Source organism: Acinetobacter legionensis, assembly GCF_048552295.1.
GTDB lineage: Bacteria > Pseudomonadota > Gammaproteobacteria > Pseudomonadales > Moraxellaceae > Acinetobacter.
On sequence record NZ_JBIMCW010000004.1, the window covers coordinates 168,273 to 184,125 of the forward strand.

Genomic DNA, 15,853 nt, shown 5'->3' on the forward strand with positions numbered 1-15,853 from the left:
ATTTTATTCATTGATATGGGTGCTTAAAGTTCAATAAGCACTCATAAAAACAATATCTTACCGTCCTCATCATGCATAGCCTATGCCAACTTTGCTTGACGAATGTTGTGATTTTTAAATAAATGGCACGTTTTTAGCATTTTAGTCATAAGTGTTAAAGATACAGACAGAGGAGAAATAGATGGAGATTACTATTATTGGTGCAGGTATGGGGGGATTAACCGCAGGTATTGCACTAAAAAAATTCGGACATACGGTCACCATCTATGAACAAACTGAACAAATTCTAGCTGTAGGTGCTGCTATTTCTTTATGGTCAAATGGTGTTAAGTGCCTGAATTATTTAGGCTTAACGAATCAAGTTGCCAAACTCGGTGGTCAAATGGATCATTTAGCCTATATCGATGGACTAACTGGTGAGCACATGACTCAGTTTAGTTTAATGCCTTTGATTGAAGAGGTCGGACAACGGCCTTATCCAGTTTCACGTGCAGATTTACAAAACATGTTGATGGATGAATTTGGCCGTGACGATATTCATCTTGGGAAAAAAATGGTTGCACTAGAACAAGTAGATCAACATATAAAAGTTCAGTTTGCAGATGGCAGTGAAGTCATCACAGCATTGTTAATTGGTGCGGATGGAACACATTCGCTAACGCGCCAATATGTATTGGGTGAACAGGTTGAACGTCGTTATGCTGGTTATGTCAATTGGAATGGTTTAGTGGAAATTTCAGATAATTTAGCCCAAGCAGATCAATGGACAACATTTGTTGGAGAGGGGAAACGTGTTTCGCTTATGCCGGTGGCAGATCAACGTTTTTACTTCTTCTTTGATGTGCCATTACCTGTAGGTTTGGAAAACAGTAAAGCCCAATATAAAATACTATTTAAACAATATTTTAAGGACTGGTGCCAGCCTGTTCAAAACTTAATTGAAGCGATTGATGAGCAAAAAACCAATCGAGTAGAAATTCATGATATTGAACCTTTTACCCAGTTTTATAAAGGCAGAGTGGTAATTATGGGGGATGCGGCTCATAGTACCACACCTGATATTGGTCAAGGCGGTTGCCAAGCCATGGAAGATGCAATTTACTTAGCACGCGCTTTGCAAATCAATACATTAGGTGTAGAGGATGCCTTAAAACGATATCAAAATAAACGTAATGAGCGCGCCAATGAGTTGGTATTACGTGCCCGTAAGCGCTGTGATGTGACCCATATGAAAGATGAGGCTGTGACCGAAGCATGGTATCAAGATTTACGTCAAGAACAAGGTCCACATATTATGCGTGGCATTATCAGTAATATTATCGGAAATCCTTTAGATTAAATGTTGCTAGGTCGATGCTGAATTTAAATTACTCAATCTAAATTCAGCATTGGAAATTTAACACTTTTGATTCATATATATGTTTAGGGAGTTATTGCTAGTCATCACTCAGCTACACGTCATTGCTTTGTTGCTTAAGGGGCTGTTGTTCATTTCTTTAAATCAATGATTTGTATTACAACATACCCAAACCTGATTATTGATAAGGGATCAACTTGAGCTTAAATGCTTCGATTTGTTCAATAAGATGCTTAATCATAATTTGCGATACGCGTGAAAGTTGTCGTTTTGGTGCAACACATAAAGCTAGTGTTAATGGATATAAACGTTTTTCTCGAATTGGCTTAAAAACCAGCTCGTCGCGCTCTAAATAAGGATAAGCATCAATAAATGACAATAAACCAATGCCCAAGTTCTTTTGAATTAATGACATCATCATTCGGATGTCATTACAATGTAAGTGATGCTGAGGGCTAAACTTATGATGCTTATACAAGGTCTGTGCGTAATCATGAATAATTAAAGGTGCGCCAGGAATCAAGTGCTTATAGTTGACACTATCTGATAGATAGACTTTCTCATTTTTTGTTAAAGGGTGATCTTTAGGTAAAATAAAACCGATTGGGATTTCTACAAAAGAGAGAACCTCTAATTGATGATGTCCTTTAGGGTTTAATAAAATCCCAAAGTCAATTTCAGCCTCCATAATCATATTTGACACAGTTTCACTGTCTTGGATATGAAAATTAAAGTTGATCCAAGGATAGTTGTCATACATATATTGAATTGAATCTAAGACAAAACCATCACTCAGTGCTGAAATAAGCCCACAATTAATGGTTCCCCGAGAAAGCCCTTGAATTTCATCAAAACGATTACGAGTTAATTGAAATTCTTTTTGCCACTTAATCAAATCCGCATAGAGTAACTCTCCAGCAAGGGTCAGTTTTAAACCACTGGGTAAACGTTCAAACAGATCAATTCCAAACTCTTCCTCAGCGAGTGCGATTTGACGATGTACTGCAGATACTGAAATATAGAGTTGATCTGCTGCTTTTCTTAAGCTACCTGTCTTGGCAACGGCAATAAAATAATCTGAAAATCGTGAAAAAGTTGTATTCACAGGCATATGGGCTGTCCATTATTTATATTTCACGGACTTATTCCTAAGCAATGAAAATCAAGGAAATTTGAAACTCGCTAAAATCACAGATCACTAAGCGATTTTTATGCCAATGATGAGTTTTTTCTAAAAATAATTTTCAGATAGGTGTTCTATTTTTTAGAATGAGATAAGTAAAACATTCTAATAGACAGAATTAGACAAAATTCGTAATTTAAAACTCAGCCATGATTTTAGCTGAGCGCTATGCTGAAATCACAGCATAAGATCATGACATTAAATATATATTCTGTGAGTTTTGTATGAATGCAATTCCAGTTCTGAACTTGTTTAGTCAACCACAATGTAGTGGTTTTGAGCCTAAAGACTGGGAAATACTCGCTCAGCATTGGTATCCTGTCGCACGTGTGCAAGATGTCACAACAGCCCCACAACAAGTACAACTCCTCGATGTGAAAATGGCGCTTTATCAAACGGCAAGTGGTGCGATTCAGTTGGTGCGTGATATTTGCCCGCACCGTGGTGTACCACTCAGCAAAGGTTGGGTGCAAGGTGAAGAGATTGTTTGTCCCTACCATGGATTGCATTACAACACAGCAGGTCAATGTACAAAAATTCCAGCACAGCCAGAACTGACAAATATTTCAGAGCGCTTTAGCCTCACCAAATTTCCTGTAGTTTTAAAATATGGTTTGGTTTGGACGAGTTTATTTAGCCGTGATGAAAGCCTCGCAAACTTTCCAATATTGGATACTTGGGATCATCCTGATCATCAGCCCATTTTGCCACCATTTGTTGATATTGCTGGTTCAAGCGGGCGGCAATTGGAAGGTTTTATTGATGTTGCACATTTTGCTTGGGTACATCAGCAGTCTTTTGCCGATGCTGAAAATCCTGTTGTACCCAAATACACCACTGAACGTACAGATTATGGTTTACATACTGAATATGTCAGCAATGTAAGCAACTATCCACATGGTTTACAGCATCTGGCACCAGAAGATTTTTTATGGAAGCGAATTTTTGACGTTTACCCGCCATTTTCAGCAGTGTTAAAAGTTGAATTTCCACGTGAGGGCGTATTAAAAATTTTAAATGCCTGTTGTCCTGTATCACATAACCAAACTCGATTATTTGTACCACTCACCCGTAATTTTGATACCACAGGCGATTTGCAGGCAGTTTATGATTTTAATGCACAAATTTTTGCAGAAGATCAGGACATGGTAGAGAGTCAAAAACCAGAAGAGCTTCCATTGGATATTACAATGGAAGCACATTTTGAAGCAGATCGTTCATCTACAACCTATCGCAGGATATTGGCAGAATGGGGACTAAGCAAACGCTATATTGTGTAAATTTTCATTTTTCCATCCCCAGCGTCTGGAGGTATTAACATAATTAATCATATATTGATGATGAATGATCAATATATGATTAAAGCTGATCTTAACAACATAGATCTTCTTATAAAAAAGAGTTTGACTTCGTTAGTTTAGCTAATAATTTTTCTTTTAATTGTTGCCAATTTGTCGAAATCCAACACACTAAAGAGCCTGAAGTCACCAACATCACACCATACCAAAACTCTGTTGGTAGATTGGTTTGTAAGATAAACATTGAAATCAAAGTTGAGATGACTGGACTAAAATAAGATAAAGTCACCAAAATCGTAATATTGCCTTTGATAATACCAATATTCCAAGCAGCATAACCCAAGGCCATCACCACTGAAACAATGCCTAATAATCCAATTGTTGTAAGTTCAACTTGTGGAATTGCATTTAGACTCAACCCATGTGACCACAAGTATTTACTCCACAGTACTATACTGATCGCCACAAAGAAAAATGAAATTGGATTATGCCCATCACTATATTTTTTGGTAATGACACAATATAAGGACCACAGCGTTGCCCCAACAAATGCCAAAATATAACTGATTGGATTTTCCAGAATATTGGATAAAATATTTGACCAGGTTAAAGCACCTTGCCCAGTTTGAATCAAAATAATTCCACTTAAGCTGATGGCTAAACCGACAATAACAAAGACATTAAATTTAATTTCTTTAAATAGGATCAGCATGGCAACTGTTAAGCCCGGCCAGAGGTAATTGACTAGACTAACCTCTATGGCTTGTTGTGCAGTTTGTGCCAGTGCGATGGCATAAGAAAAACATAATTCATAAATAACAAACAATAAGGTAGAAAAAATCAGATATTTTTTTGAAATTAATTTTAAATTTGGGATTTTAAAAAATATTAATAAAATACAAGTACTCAGTGTATACATCAGCAGCACAGCTAACTCAGCGCCCAAACTAAAACTAATTTTTTTCAATAAACCGACGATGGAAGACCATTGTAAAATGGCACTTAAACCAATCAACGTAGCGAGATTTTTTGACATATTGGGCTTTAAAATCTGAGGATTCAGATTAAGGTAAATAATAAAACAATTATAGCTTAGAACTCTGCAATTATTTTTAAAATATTACCCAGCATAAAACAAATAATATGTCAGAATCAGATCAATTAAAAAATAGAGTATTCAAGCAAAATTTGATATTTGGATAAAAAATTAAGTATTAAAAATGATAAAAAGCTTTGTTTTTAGTTCAATTTTTTATATAAACATATACATAAAGATTAAAAATTAACGAGACATTAAATAGAGATAAACAAATGAGAAGATTACCCGTATATTTATTATTAGATACCTCAGGTTCGATGCATGGTGAACCGATTGAAGCCGTTAAAAATGGTGTTGAAATACTGGTTTCTTCACTCAGACAAGATCCTTATGCACTTGAAACAGCCTATTTGTCTATTATTACCTTCGATACTCAAGCCAAACAGCTGATTCCCTTAACTGAAATTGCGATGTTTCAACCGCCTCAATTACAGGCAACGGGGACTACACAGTTGGGCGAAGCGCTTGGCTTACTGGCAGATAAAATTGATCAGGAAGTGCAAAAAACCACACCTGATACCCGTGGTGACTGGAAACCCTTAGTTTTTATTATGACAGATGGTGCACCAACAGATGATTGGACTAAAGGTTTTGCAAAACTCAAACAAGCGAAGACGGGGATGATCATTGCTTGTGCAGCGGGACATAATGCAGATAGCAGTATTCTCAAACAAATTACAGAAGTTGTGGTAGAACTTGCAACTGCAGATTCAAATACCATTAAAGCCTTCTTTAAATGGGTTTCTGCAAGTATTTCTACAGGTAGCCAAAAAGTAGATGCAGGTCAAAAAGAAGTCACAGGCTTAAATGATCTTCCACCACCACCACCTGAAGTGAATGTGGTTTTATAAAAATAAAGGAAAATGCATGGCAATTACATTAGTAAAAGGTCAAGGACTCAGTCTTGAAAAATCTAAACATGATTTAGAACGAGTGACGATTGGACTCGGTTGGGATATCACTGAGCAAAAGAAAGGCTTTTTAGGCGGATTATTTTCAGGCGCTAAGAGTGAGGAACACGATCTAGATGTGGTAGCGTTCTTATGTGATATCAGTGGAAAAGTAAAAGATCTAGGTTGGAATGCCGCAGGTCAAGCCACACTCGAAAATAGTGATGTTATCTTTTTTAATAATTTAAAACATCGTTCAGGGCAAATCTGGCTGACTGGAGATAACCGTACTGGTGCTGGTGACGGGGATGATGAGCAAATTATTGTCAAATTAAATAGCTTGGCAGCTGAATATCACAAGATTGTTTTTATTGTTCAAATTTACAATGGTGCAAAAAACAATCAGCATTTTGGTCAGGTGAAAAATGCCTTTATTCGTGCTGTCGATGGTACTGGTAAAGAAATGGTGCGTTTTGATTTATCAGGCATTGGTCAATATGATCAACAACGTTCATTATTATTTGCTGAACTGGTCAGAGAAAATACTGGTTGGAAATTTAATGCGGTCGGTAATGCATCACCCACGGATAATTTCGTGGAATGGTTAAAAAAATATAGTTAAAGAATGAGAATATAATGCGCCGTTTACCTGTATATATTTTATTAGATACATCTGGCTCTATGCGTGGTGAGCCAATTCACTCGGTGAATGTTGGCTTGCAGTCGATGCTCAGTGCATTAAGACAAGATCCTTATGCGCTTGAAAGCGTGTATTTAAGTGTGATTACCTTTGATATTGATGCAAAAGTTTATTTACCGCTTACCCCTTTGGATCAAGTTCAAATTCCAGATCTAGATGTGCCCAATGTGGGAGCAACATTTATGGGTGCTGCATTGGAATTACTGGCACAGCAAGTACAACAGAATGTGCAAAAAAGTAGTAATGAGGTTAAAGGGGATTGGCGCCCGTTATTATTTTTGATGACAGATGGTTCACCCTCAGATGTCTATGCTTATCAGCAAATCGTTCCCACAATTAAACAGCTTAATTTTGCCACGATTGTCGCTTGTGCTGCGGGGCCAAAAGCGAAAACCGAATCCCTGCTGCAACTAACGGACCAAGTGGTTGTGTTAGACACCATGGATTCAAATAGTTTTGCTAGCTTCTTTAAGTGGGTTTCTGCAAGCGTGGTCGCTGGTAGCAGTAGCGCAGGGGTATCCGATTCAATTTCTTTACCACCACCACCTGCCGAAATTCAGTTGGTTTTATAACTGGATATTACTTGACGTTAAAAATGTTAAATCAAACAGGTCAGCACTTATCTGTTTGATTTAGATTTTTGAATAATATGATAAAAATAATGTAGGTGAAGTTATGCGTCGTTTACCGGTATTTTTTGTTCTTGATTGTTCTGAATCAATGGTCGGGCAACCGCTTGAATCAGTTCAAGAGGGTGTGGAGTTTATTTTAAGCAGTTTAAGAAAAGATCCTTATGCGCTTGAAACTGTATTTGTTTCCTTGATTGCATATGCAGGGATTGTCAGAACATTGGTCCCTTTAACTGAGTTATTTGCCTTTAATCATTTTAATTTGCCCTTGGGTGGTGGGACACATTTGGGTAAAGCTTTAGATCATTTGGGTCAGGAAATTGATCGTTATGTGATGAAAACCACCAGTGAAGTCAAAGGCGACTGGAAGCCAATGGTCTATATATTTACCGATGGTCGTCCAACCGATGAATATGATCAGGCAATTCAACGCTGGAATGCTAAATATGCGCATAAAGCAACAGTCGTCGCCATTGGTTTAGGTGCAGATGTTGATTTTTCTGTGCTGAGTAAGATCACTGAAAATACCATTTCAATTGATCAAATCAATCAAGAATATGTCAAAGGTTTGTGTAAGTGGATCACGGCCTCTGTGGTCTCACAAAGTATTAGTATTGGTAGTCATCAACAAAAAGATGAACTGTTGCCGATTGATGAGCGTTATATGCGCTTGGCAAAAGATGCATTGTCCCTGCAAAAAAATAAAGCCGATGATCATTGTGCGATATTTGTGGGTCGCTGCCAAAAGATGAATAAACCTTATATCATCAAATATATACGAAATTTACAGTACAAAGGTCCAGCTGATTTAAATATCAATATCTATAATTTTAAGTTAGATACCTGTAGCGCGATATCTGAGGAGTATTTTACTTGGTCAGATCATAATGCATCAAATAAGCAGATCAATACAGCCGAGCTCGATGGTTTCCCTGAATGCCCACATTGTTTTTCTGAGACTGCTTTTGCCGTGTGTGGTTGTGGTAATTTGATGTGCTATGACGGCTATCGGGAATCTGTGGTTTGCCCGTGGTGTCGTCGACAAATCAGTTTCTCGTCTGGTGAGGGAGATTTCGATTTAACCCGTGGTCAAGGTTAGGCTTTATCTGTTGATGAATACATTATTAAAGCATTGCTGTATTGACGAATATTAAAAATCTATAGGGCTAAACGCTTAAATGCATTGTGATTGGTGAGTGACCAAATGGCCAAGCGAATAGAATAGAAAAATGGGTAGAGGGTAAAATGGATAGTGATGTATGCAAATTAAAGCAGATTTTGGAACATAATTCCGCTGATTTCAGTGAAACATTTTCTCAATTTCTATTAAGTGATTCGCAAAATCTCAAACAACTTTCAAAACTCATCAACGAATTGGAAAAAGTTAAGATAGCTTCGCCGTGTTTGAACAAAATCAATGAAGCTGATTCATTGGATAATGCATCAGCTACAGAGTCCCAGCATAAAACTATAAGCTCGGATAAACCCCAAGTCACTGTACAAAATAATGTTCAAGAGCAAGCCTGTTTTAATCAGCAAACTGGAACCAATCAACATGCTAGAGTGGATGAACAAGTCAACCTTGATGAAAGTATTCAACAAAGTTATGTTGTTCCTTTAGTCAATGTAGATCAACTCGATACATCATCAGAAAACATCAACTCAGTTGGAGCAATTTCTGATACGCAAAATATCACTTTAGATCTTCACACAACATTGGAACTCGCGCCGATCTTACATGTTGAACAGCAAATTGTTGTAGATCAAGCCGAGAAAATGTCAGCCTTTACAACTGAACCTAATTTAGAAAACAAGTTGACGATTGATGCTAAAAATATAAGCTCAACCCCTGAAATAATTTCTTCTGAAACTGAGAAGAATAGATTAGAGATCGAATCTGTGTTTAGACGAAGTAAATATGAAGACATTAAATTTCAGGTTGAAAATGCCCGAGTTGGACAACACTATCAATCTCGAATTTCAGTGATTTCTCAACATGATGTCAATCAATTAATATTCAAACCTGAAAGCTTTAAATTTCCAGATACCAGCTTTTATTTCGATGAAGCCACACAACGTATTCATGGTGAGCCACAACTAGCAGATTCAATCGAATTTTCTTTTCAGTTTATTGCTGATGGAGAAACACGCTCCGCCCAGTGTCGGTTGAATGTCATTGCAGACCCACGCAGTTTATGGAAAGTCATTGAACCTGAGTCTGGGCAAAAATTTAGCAAGCCACATTTGGATCAAGCTTTGATTGATGCGGTGGACTATAAAATTATCGCTGCAAGTCGTCGAGGCCGTTCACATGAACACGCAGGCTTATTTAGAGATGATGATTTCTCAATTACCTTAATCGAGAATACACCTTGGTCGGTTTTGACTGTGGCAGATGGTGCAGGCAGTGCGCAATACTCAAGAGAAGGTTCTCGAATTGCGGTTGAGATTGTTGAAAATAACTTGAAAAACTATTTAAACCCACAAACGGTTGAAAGCCTGATTTCTGATTTAGAAAAGTGGCAAGTGGGCAGTCAAGATGCTGAAACTGTTGAAGTTGCCAAGAAGTTAAATGAGCAGTTTCATCATGTATATTATGAAATATACAAATCAATTATTAACCAAATCCGATTACAAGCAGAACAGATTGAGGCAAATACTAAAGATTTTTCAACCACATTGCTGGTTGCGGTCGTATGTAAATTAGCTGATAAAACCTTTATCAGTGCATTCTCAGTGGGAGACGGTGCAATCGCAGTATATAGCGATAACAACGTGCGCCTGATGAATGTTCCAGATGGTGGTGAATATGCAGGACAGACTAAGTTTCTAGATCTGAGTATTGCTACAGAATTTCCAAACCGTTTAAAAATAGGCTGTTTTAAAGATACCAATGCCATTATGTTGATGACTGACGGTATTTCAGATCCAAAATTTGAAACAGATTCTGGTTTATCCAATTTTGATAAATGGCAAAGTTTATACCGTGAACTAGATCCGTTGCTACAGAATGAAGCAGCCGACACTGCATTGTTGGAGTGGATGCATTTCTTTACAGCTGGCCATCATGATGATCGTACTATGGCCGTATTATGGAATAAGCATTCAACAACATCTGTATAAATAATATCTAAGTATTTGAAGAATATAATGTAAGGTGGCAAATATGTCAGCAAAAATTATTAAATGTACCACCGTTGATGGACGTGAAATAGAATTTGTAGATGAAATTATCGGTTCAGGTGCAATGAAAGATGTATATTTTTCACCTGATCGTAGTTATGTGGTGTGCTTTTTCAGTAAAGAAAAGAATAAGTTTTATGAATCTAAAGCCACCTTTGAGCAGCAAAAAGATCGTTTAAAAGAAATTGTAGGCAATAAGTGGCAAAGTATCTTTAATGGGATTGGTGGGGATTATTGGAAGAATATTTTCTGCTGGCCAGATGGTTTAGTTGAATATAATAATTTGCTTGGGATTACCGCCCCAACCTATAGAAAACAATTTTTCTTTGAATATGGTTCAAAAAATAATGATTTTCTGCAAATCAAAGGCAAAGAAAAAGAAGGGAAATGGTTTGCAAGTGCAAACAACCAAAACAGATTTCTCGACGACAAAGAAAAAGGTACTTGGCTAAATTACCTTAAAATAGGAATTCTAATTTCCCGCGCAGTACGCCGTATGCATGCTGCGGGTTTGGCCCATTCAGATTTGTCTTATAAAAATATTTTGGTCGATCCTGTTTCTGGGAGTGCCAGCGTTATCGACGTTGATGGTTTGGTAGTACCTGGAAAATACCCACCGGACGTTGTCGGTACTCCTGATTTTATTGCGCCAGAAGTGGTACGCACTAGTCATTTATCCAAAGACAATCCTGATCGTTATTTACCCAGTATTGCGACTGATAAACACGCTTTGGCAGTATTGATTTATATGTATTTATTGTATCGACATCCGTTACGTGGTGGAAAAATTCATGATATGAATGATCCGCAAAAGGATGAAACACTGGGGATGGGTGAAAAAGCGCTGTTTATTGAACACCCAACAGATCATAGTAATCAGGTGAAACCAACTCAACTTAAAGTGAGCCAGCAACCATGGGGTGATCCTGCAAAAGTACCTTTTACAGTGACTGGACCGTATTTGTCTGAGCTCTTTATCAAAAGCTTTGTCGAAGGTTTACATGATCCGGCCAAGCGTCCTTCAGCCAATGATTGGGAAACAGCTTTGGTCAAAACAGTGGATTTGATTCAGCCTTGTCATAATCACCGTTGTGGTCAAAAGTGGTATGTCTTTGATAATTCAACTAAACCTAAGTGTCCATTTTGCCATACGCCGTTTAAAGGTAAATTACCTATTCTCAATCTGTACTCAGCACGGCAGCAAGGTAATTTTAGACCCGATAATCATCGTTTAATGGTATGGACAGGTCAATCTATTTACGCATGGCATACCAATAATATGATTGCACCGAATGAACGATTGACCGCAGAACAGACCAAGCGGAAAGGGTATTTTGTTTTACATCATGATGTGTGGTGGTTGGTCAATGAAGATATGCCTGATCTTACCGATGTTACCAATAAAATACAGATCCCGATTGGTGGTAAAATTGAGTTAAAAGATGGTGTTCAAATTTTATTTTCTAAACAAGATGGCGGTCGTTTAGCTGTGGTACAAATGGTTGAAGCATAATGTGATGCTTCAACCTCTAAATAAGGCCTATACCACCAATATTTTGTCGTGTGTTGAACATGAGGATTTGACCAAACCAAAAGTTTTATATCTGAGTAAAATCATTTCAGCCCAATTTTTATGGGTGGCAGGTTCGATCATTGAACCGTGACTTTTAAATACACTTTTAGCGTCGTGGGCCAAGATTAATTGAGCCTCATGGAAATCTTCAGGTTGAACTTGTAAGGCATGATGAATATGAGCAATTTGCGCAGGATGAATTGCAGTTTTGGTATAAATTCCATTATTCATGTCTTGTGCAAGTTCTTGCATCAATAACTGTGTATTTTCAAAATGTTCGCAGACAGGTGAACTCAACTGAAAACCATTTGGAATAAATAATCCTGCCAATTGTGAAATTAGAATGCCTACGGGAGTTTGATAAATCGTGGTATTTTTGGGTCTACGCAGATTTAGACAAGATAACAGATCATTACCACCAATTCTTAAACATAAAGTTTTATGAAAGTCATATTTAAGCGCTTGGTAAAGCTCAATATTGTGTGCCACATCAAAGATTTCTTTAGTTTCAAGCGTTGGCATATATTGTAAATTAGCTGGTAATACATTCATCCAATTCTTTAGATTAAACACATTAAACTTAGGCAAAATCATGCCATTAAATGTTTGATTTAGATCCCAGTCGACAATGTGTTTTGCCATTTCCATATTTCTTGGGCGGATAAAAATGGCAGGGGCTTTTAAACTCGGTTCATCCAGCCGTCTTTGCAATAAAAGTTTTAAATTCACCATTGCTGTTTGAACATCTGATTCAAGTACAGCGTCTTCAAGACATACCGCAATTGATTTAATCTGAGGAAATTTAAGTCCTTGGGTAACTTCCCACAATTGTTCATGTGTTGCAGGAATATACATGGTTGCGCCAAGTTCAATAGCGTGTAAAAGTGGTTTCATTTTTTCTTCTCTACTTTTTTTATCAATGTTGCTGCGTGATAAGGGCCTAATTTTGTTCCCAAAATATCTACCGGAATATTTCGTTCACGTGCAAAGTGCAATAATAATTGTACATGCGGGTTAGATTCATCTTTCAATAAGATTCGTTCAGGTACTCGTCTTAAAACTGCACGGGTTGCTTCAGCAATACTAGGTTTTATATGGTTAATATTTTGAATCGCATACTCTGTTGCAATCCAGTCAATCGTTGCTGCACATTGTTGCTGTTGCGCTAAACGAATCTGATCGTTCCAGCTTACCTGCATATCTGTGGGCTTTTGTTCAATCAACTCGCGTATTTTTTCGACAAAAATTACTGAAAGGTCGTAAGGTTTTAGCTGGTCATAGATCAAACAACTGTGCCATTTTTGTGTCTGATAGCAATTATTTCGAGCATCTTGCTGTTCTATGCTTTCTTTTAAAATCGTCCGAGAAGTCAATCCAGAGATTACAGAACCCAATATCCCAAACGGAATCAACCAATCATCTGTACTTGCACTTAACCAAGAATACCCCCCCAAATCAGACAGGGTAACTAAACGTGGGATCTGCCAATTTTGATCAAAGAGCTCAGGAATCTCTTGTAAATTTTTTGTGAGTTCTTTGCATATCGCACCTTTACCTGTCCAGCCATCTACAAAAACGATATTTTGAGCACCATGTTGTTCAATAATTGCTTGCAATGCAGCAAAGTCGACGCCTCGATCACGAATTATACTAATACCATAGTGATAGCAAGACTGGTATTTTTCAAGATAATGCTTCAGTAAAACACCTAAAGGTACACCAGCTCGAACCAAACTTACCAAAACAATCTCTTGATTGGGAAAGCGTTGCACCAAACTGTTACCAATTTTTTGAACTTCTTCGGCAAGACGTTGTGCACCTTGCTCAAAGGCATGTTGATAATGTTGCATTTGTTCATCTGTTGGCGGATGTTCAGCACTGATCATTTGTGAATAGTGCATTTTGCCTGACTGGATCAGATATTCTTTTTCTTCAACGGCAGTGGGTTGAATATCATCAATCTGCATCAAAAAAGTGACATCTTCGGGACGGTATGAACCGTGAAAGCCAAGCTCGCTCAATGTTGGATTGAGTAGTGTGATCAATGAATTAGACATGACCTAAATATCCTTTAGTGTCAAAATCATGGCTTAAATGTGTATTGAGAAACTTATCCAACTGACTACTTTTCGGCATTCCAAACCAGTCGCAACAGCTGAGGAATCCAGCATCTGATAGACTATCGCCCCAACCTAAAATAATACGTTCTCGTTGCGGATCATGTTTTTGAATATAAAACTCAACGGCGCTTTGTTTGCTGACATGATGTGGAATAATCGCCAGATTATTGCCATTGATATGGATATAGCACTGTTCCAGTAGCGTTTTAGGTAATTTTTCAACAAGCTGATCTAAAAATAAGGCACCAGTTTGTTTTTGCTTTGCAACAGAATAAATACTCAGTTCATTTTCAATCAAAGTCCAAGTTCTGACTTCACCCAAATCTTTGGCGTAGTCATGCAAAGCATCTGGCAAGTCAGTCAGTATGCCATTGAGTTGAATTTCATGTTGTTTTTGAAGATCAAACCAGTCTGTATCTACAGCTAAATTCTGATCTAGAATTGTGCCCCCGTGGGAACAAATCGCACCATATTTAAAGGGGATTTGTACACGTTTAAATCCTTCAACTGAGCGAGCAGTTACAGGCACAACCTCAGCAGATTCAAGCAACCAATTCAAAAAAGACTGCTGTTTTGGACTCATATATGAAAGCGGTTGTCCTGAAATATCTGTAGTCACTATTTGATGTTGTGGTGTCGGTTGCTGTTTTCGATAAGTTTGAAATAAAGTGTCATCCAAGTCGACAAAGACCAAAGGTTTAGGGTTCATAACTGATCACTTCCAAATTTTTGATTTGTTCAAACAAGCTTGGGTCTACACTATCTTGATGTGTTTCAATCACCAAAAGCACCCGGTCAAACTCTTGATGTTTAACGTTATAAGCAAAGTTTTGGATATTGAGCCCATAATTATCATGAAACTGGCAAATACTTTTTATCGCATGTCCTTGCATGATCGGTGAACGTGTTGTTGAACTGAAATAAGTTTCCGCGCCTTGTTGTTCTAATTGTTCAGCAATAAGAAAAGGAATCCAACTAAATTCACCTGAACCAAGTACGAGTATTTTTTCGCCGGGATGATTTATGTGAATATCTTCCCATGCTGTACATTCTAAATAACCTGGCTCACGTCCCCAATCATTTGGTGCAATAATTTTCTGTGCCTGTTGCTCAGTGGAGCTGACATTGGGCATATTAATCTGAATATTGTGTTGATTCGCTTGCCACTGCCAATTTCCTTGCAATAATGAAACCACTTCCACAGGGATATCAAGCTCATCCGTTGCAAGACTCTGCTCAGCCCAGTTAACCAATGTGACCAAGATCACGCGTTCAACTTGCTGCAAACCAGAATTTGTTAAACTATTGATCAGGTTTTTGAAAGTTTTTCCAGTCGAAATTTCATCATCAACTAAAATCAAAGTCTTTGAATCAATCACTTGCTGATGTTTGGCTAAATCATGACTGCTTAAAATAAACTGATCCTGAGCATGGCTATGTTCTTCTAGAAAAAGCCCCAATGTGGGTAAAGTCGATACAGGGTGTCGTGTTGTGGTTAAGAAAATCGCATTTTTTCCATGTTGTTTTTTTAATTCACGATAAATTCCAGCGCCCAAACCGACTGCTGTTTCGGCCATACCAATGACACAGATTGGACCAGCCAAATCTGTAGGCACTAAACTGGCCAAATCGCTATAGCTACGCTGCATAACAGAAGGTGGGACAGGGATATGTTTCCCCAATACTTTGGAAACAAATAAAAATGCTCTTTTAGGATTAATTCTTTCTGCAAAATCTAATAAATCATCTAAAGCCCAGTGGCTATGTTGTTGGTTAACTTGAACAGTGATTCGCCCACGACTTAAATCTATATGCTTCATC

General features: G+C 37.7%; 14 protein-coding genes. 8 read left to right on the forward strand and 6 right to left on the reverse strand.

The window, feature by feature from the left end:
- Window positions 1–181: 181 nt before the first annotated feature.
- Window positions 182–1,339 (forward strand): FAD-dependent urate hydroxylase HpxO, encoded by a 1,158-nt coding sequence (hpxO, locus tag ACG916_RS05155; protein WP_419327227.1) that lies wholly within the window; start codon window positions 182–184, stop codon window positions 1,337–1,339.
- Window positions 1,340–1,535: 196 nt separating this feature from the next.
- On the opposite strand, the gene ACG916_RS05160 is transcribed toward hpxO, so the two are convergent.
- On the reverse strand, window positions 1,536–2,468 hold the full coding sequence (locus tag ACG916_RS05160) for a LysR family transcriptional regulator (RefSeq protein WP_336951062.1): 933 nt from the start codon (window positions 2,466–2,468) through the stop codon (window positions 1,536–1,538).
- A 296-nt stretch (window positions 2,469–2,764) separates the two neighbouring features.
- Between ACG916_RS05160 and ACG916_RS05165 the strand changes: the two genes are divergently transcribed.
- The gene (locus tag ACG916_RS05165; RefSeq protein ID WP_419327226.1) at window positions 2,765–3,820 is read left to right on the forward strand and encodes a Rieske 2Fe-2S domain-containing protein; all 1,056 of its coding nucleotides are present in this window, start codon (window positions 2,765–2,767) and stop codon (window positions 3,818–3,820) included.
- A gap of 109 nt (window positions 3,821–3,929) precedes the next feature.
- Here ACG916_RS05165 and yddG read toward each other — a convergent pair whose 3' ends face one another.
- Window positions 3,930–4,874 carry an aromatic amino acid DMT transporter YddG gene (gene yddG, locus ACG916_RS05170; RefSeq protein WP_419327225.1) on the reverse strand — a complete coding sequence of 315 codons (945 nt, stop codon included), beginning with the start codon at window positions 4,872–4,874 and terminating at the stop codon, window positions 3,930–3,932.
- Between the two features lie 275 nt (window positions 4,875–5,149).
- On the opposite strand from yddG, the gene ACG916_RS05175 reads away from it, so the two are divergent.
- The 6 genes from ACG916_RS05175 (at window position 5,150) to ACG916_RS05200 (ending at window position 11,852) form a co-directional block, all read left to right on the forward strand.
- Window positions 5,150–5,788 (forward strand): vWA domain-containing protein, encoded by a 639-nt coding sequence (locus tag ACG916_RS05175; RefSeq protein WP_034613146.1) that lies wholly within the window; start codon window positions 5,150–5,152, stop codon window positions 5,786–5,788.
- Window positions 5,789–5,804: 16 nt separating this feature from the next.
- A complete protein-coding gene (locus tag ACG916_RS05180) occupies window positions 5,805–6,449 on the forward strand; it encodes a TerD family protein (protein WP_336951066.1) in 645 nt (214 codons plus the stop codon).
- 14 nt (window positions 6,450–6,463) lie between these two features.
- On the forward strand, window positions 6,464–7,099 hold the full coding sequence (locus tag ACG916_RS05185; protein WP_336951067.1) for a vWA domain-containing protein: 636 nt from the start codon (window positions 6,464–6,466) through the stop codon (window positions 7,097–7,099).
- A 103-nt stretch (window positions 7,100–7,202) separates the two neighbouring features.
- Entirely contained in the window at window positions 7,203–8,255 is a 1,053-nt protein-coding gene (locus ACG916_RS05190; protein WP_336951068.1) for a TerY-C metal binding domain-containing protein, read from the forward strand.
- Between the two features lie 146 nt (window positions 8,256–8,401).
- Window positions 8,402–10,279 carry a protein phosphatase 2C domain-containing protein gene (locus tag ACG916_RS05195; protein ID WP_419327223.1) on the forward strand — a complete coding sequence of 626 codons (1,878 nt, stop codon included), beginning with the start codon at window positions 8,402–8,404 and terminating at the stop codon, window positions 10,277–10,279.
- Window positions 10,280–10,322: 43 nt separating this feature from the next.
- Window positions 10,323–11,852, forward strand: coding sequence for a helix-hairpin-helix domain-containing protein (locus tag ACG916_RS05200; protein ID WP_419327222.1), 1,530 nt, complete (start codon window positions 10,323–10,325; stop codon window positions 11,850–11,852).
- A 27-nt stretch (window positions 11,853–11,879) separates the two neighbouring features.
- On the opposite strand, the gene ACG916_RS05205 is transcribed toward ACG916_RS05200, so the two are convergent.
- Genes ACG916_RS05205 through ACG916_RS05220 form a run of 4 tightly spaced genes read right to left on the reverse strand, consistent with a single transcriptional unit; the run spans window position 11,880 to window position 15,852 of the window.
- On the reverse strand, window positions 11,880–12,806 hold the full coding sequence (locus tag ACG916_RS05205) for an HpcH/HpaI aldolase/citrate lyase family protein (RefSeq protein WP_336951071.1): 927 nt from the start codon (window positions 12,804–12,806) through the stop codon (window positions 11,880–11,882).
- The gene (locus ACG916_RS05210) at window positions 12,803–13,969 is read right to left on the reverse strand and encodes a cysteine protease StiP family protein (protein WP_419327221.1); all 1,167 of its coding nucleotides are present in this window, start codon (window positions 13,967–13,969) and stop codon (window positions 12,803–12,805) included. Before ACG916_RS05210 ends, ACG916_RS05205 begins: the two co-directional genes overlap by 4 nt.
- A complete protein-coding gene (locus ACG916_RS05215) occupies window positions 13,962–14,741 on the reverse strand; it encodes an HAD family hydrolase (protein ID WP_419327220.1) in 780 nt (259 codons plus the stop codon). Before ACG916_RS05215 ends, ACG916_RS05210 begins: the two co-directional genes overlap by 8 nt.
- Window positions 14,731–15,852 (reverse strand): phosphoribosyltransferase domain-containing protein, encoded by a 1,122-nt coding sequence (locus tag ACG916_RS05220; RefSeq protein ID WP_419327219.1) that lies wholly within the window; start codon window positions 15,850–15,852, stop codon window positions 14,731–14,733. Before ACG916_RS05220 ends, ACG916_RS05215 begins: the two co-directional genes overlap by 11 nt.
- Window position 15,853 lies beyond the last annotated feature (1 nt).

Coding starts and splice junctions, on each gene's coding strand:
- ACG916_RS05220 (WP_419327219.1), bottom strand. CDS start 15,852: ATGAAGCATATAGATTTAAGTCGTGGGCGAATCACTGTTCAAGTTAAC.
- yddG (WP_419327225.1), bottom strand. CDS start 4,874: ATGTCAAAAAATCTCGCTACGTTGATTGGTTTAAGTGCCATTTTACAA.
- ACG916_RS05185 (WP_336951067.1), top strand. CDS start 6,464: ATGCGCCGTTTACCTGTATATATTTTATTAGATACATCTGGCTCTATG.
- ACG916_RS05210 (WP_419327221.1), bottom strand. CDS start 13,969: ATGTCTAATTCATTGATCACACTACTCAATCCAACATTGAGCGAGCTT.
- ACG916_RS05190 (WP_336951068.1), top strand. CDS start 7,203: ATGCGTCGTTTACCGGTATTTTTTGTTCTTGATTGTTCTGAATCAATG.
- ACG916_RS05205 (WP_336951071.1), bottom strand. CDS start 12,806: ATGAAACCACTTTTACACGCTATTGAACTTGGCGCAACCATGTATATT.
- hpxO (WP_419327227.1), top strand. CDS start 182: ATGGAGATTACTATTATTGGTGCAGGTATGGGGGGATTAACCGCAGGT.
- ACG916_RS05195 (WP_419327223.1), top strand. CDS start 8,402: ATGGATAGTGATGTATGCAAATTAAAGCAGATTTTGGAACATAATTCC.
- ACG916_RS05180 (WP_336951066.1), top strand. CDS start 5,805: ATGGCAATTACATTAGTAAAAGGTCAAGGACTCAGTCTTGAAAAATCT.
- ACG916_RS05165 (WP_419327226.1), top strand. CDS start 2,765: ATGAATGCAATTCCAGTTCTGAACTTGTTTAGTCAACCACAATGTAGT.
- ACG916_RS05175 (WP_034613146.1), top strand. CDS start 5,150: ATGAGAAGATTACCCGTATATTTATTATTAGATACCTCAGGTTCGATG.
- ACG916_RS05200 (WP_419327222.1), top strand. CDS start 10,323: ATGTCAGCAAAAATTATTAAATGTACCACCGTTGATGGACGTGAAATA.
- ACG916_RS05215 (WP_419327220.1), bottom strand. CDS start 14,741: ATGAACCCTAAACCTTTGGTCTTTGTCGACTTGGATGACACTTTATTT.
- ACG916_RS05160 (WP_336951062.1), bottom strand. CDS start 2,468: ATGCCTGTGAATACAACTTTTTCACGATTTTCAGATTATTTTATTGCC.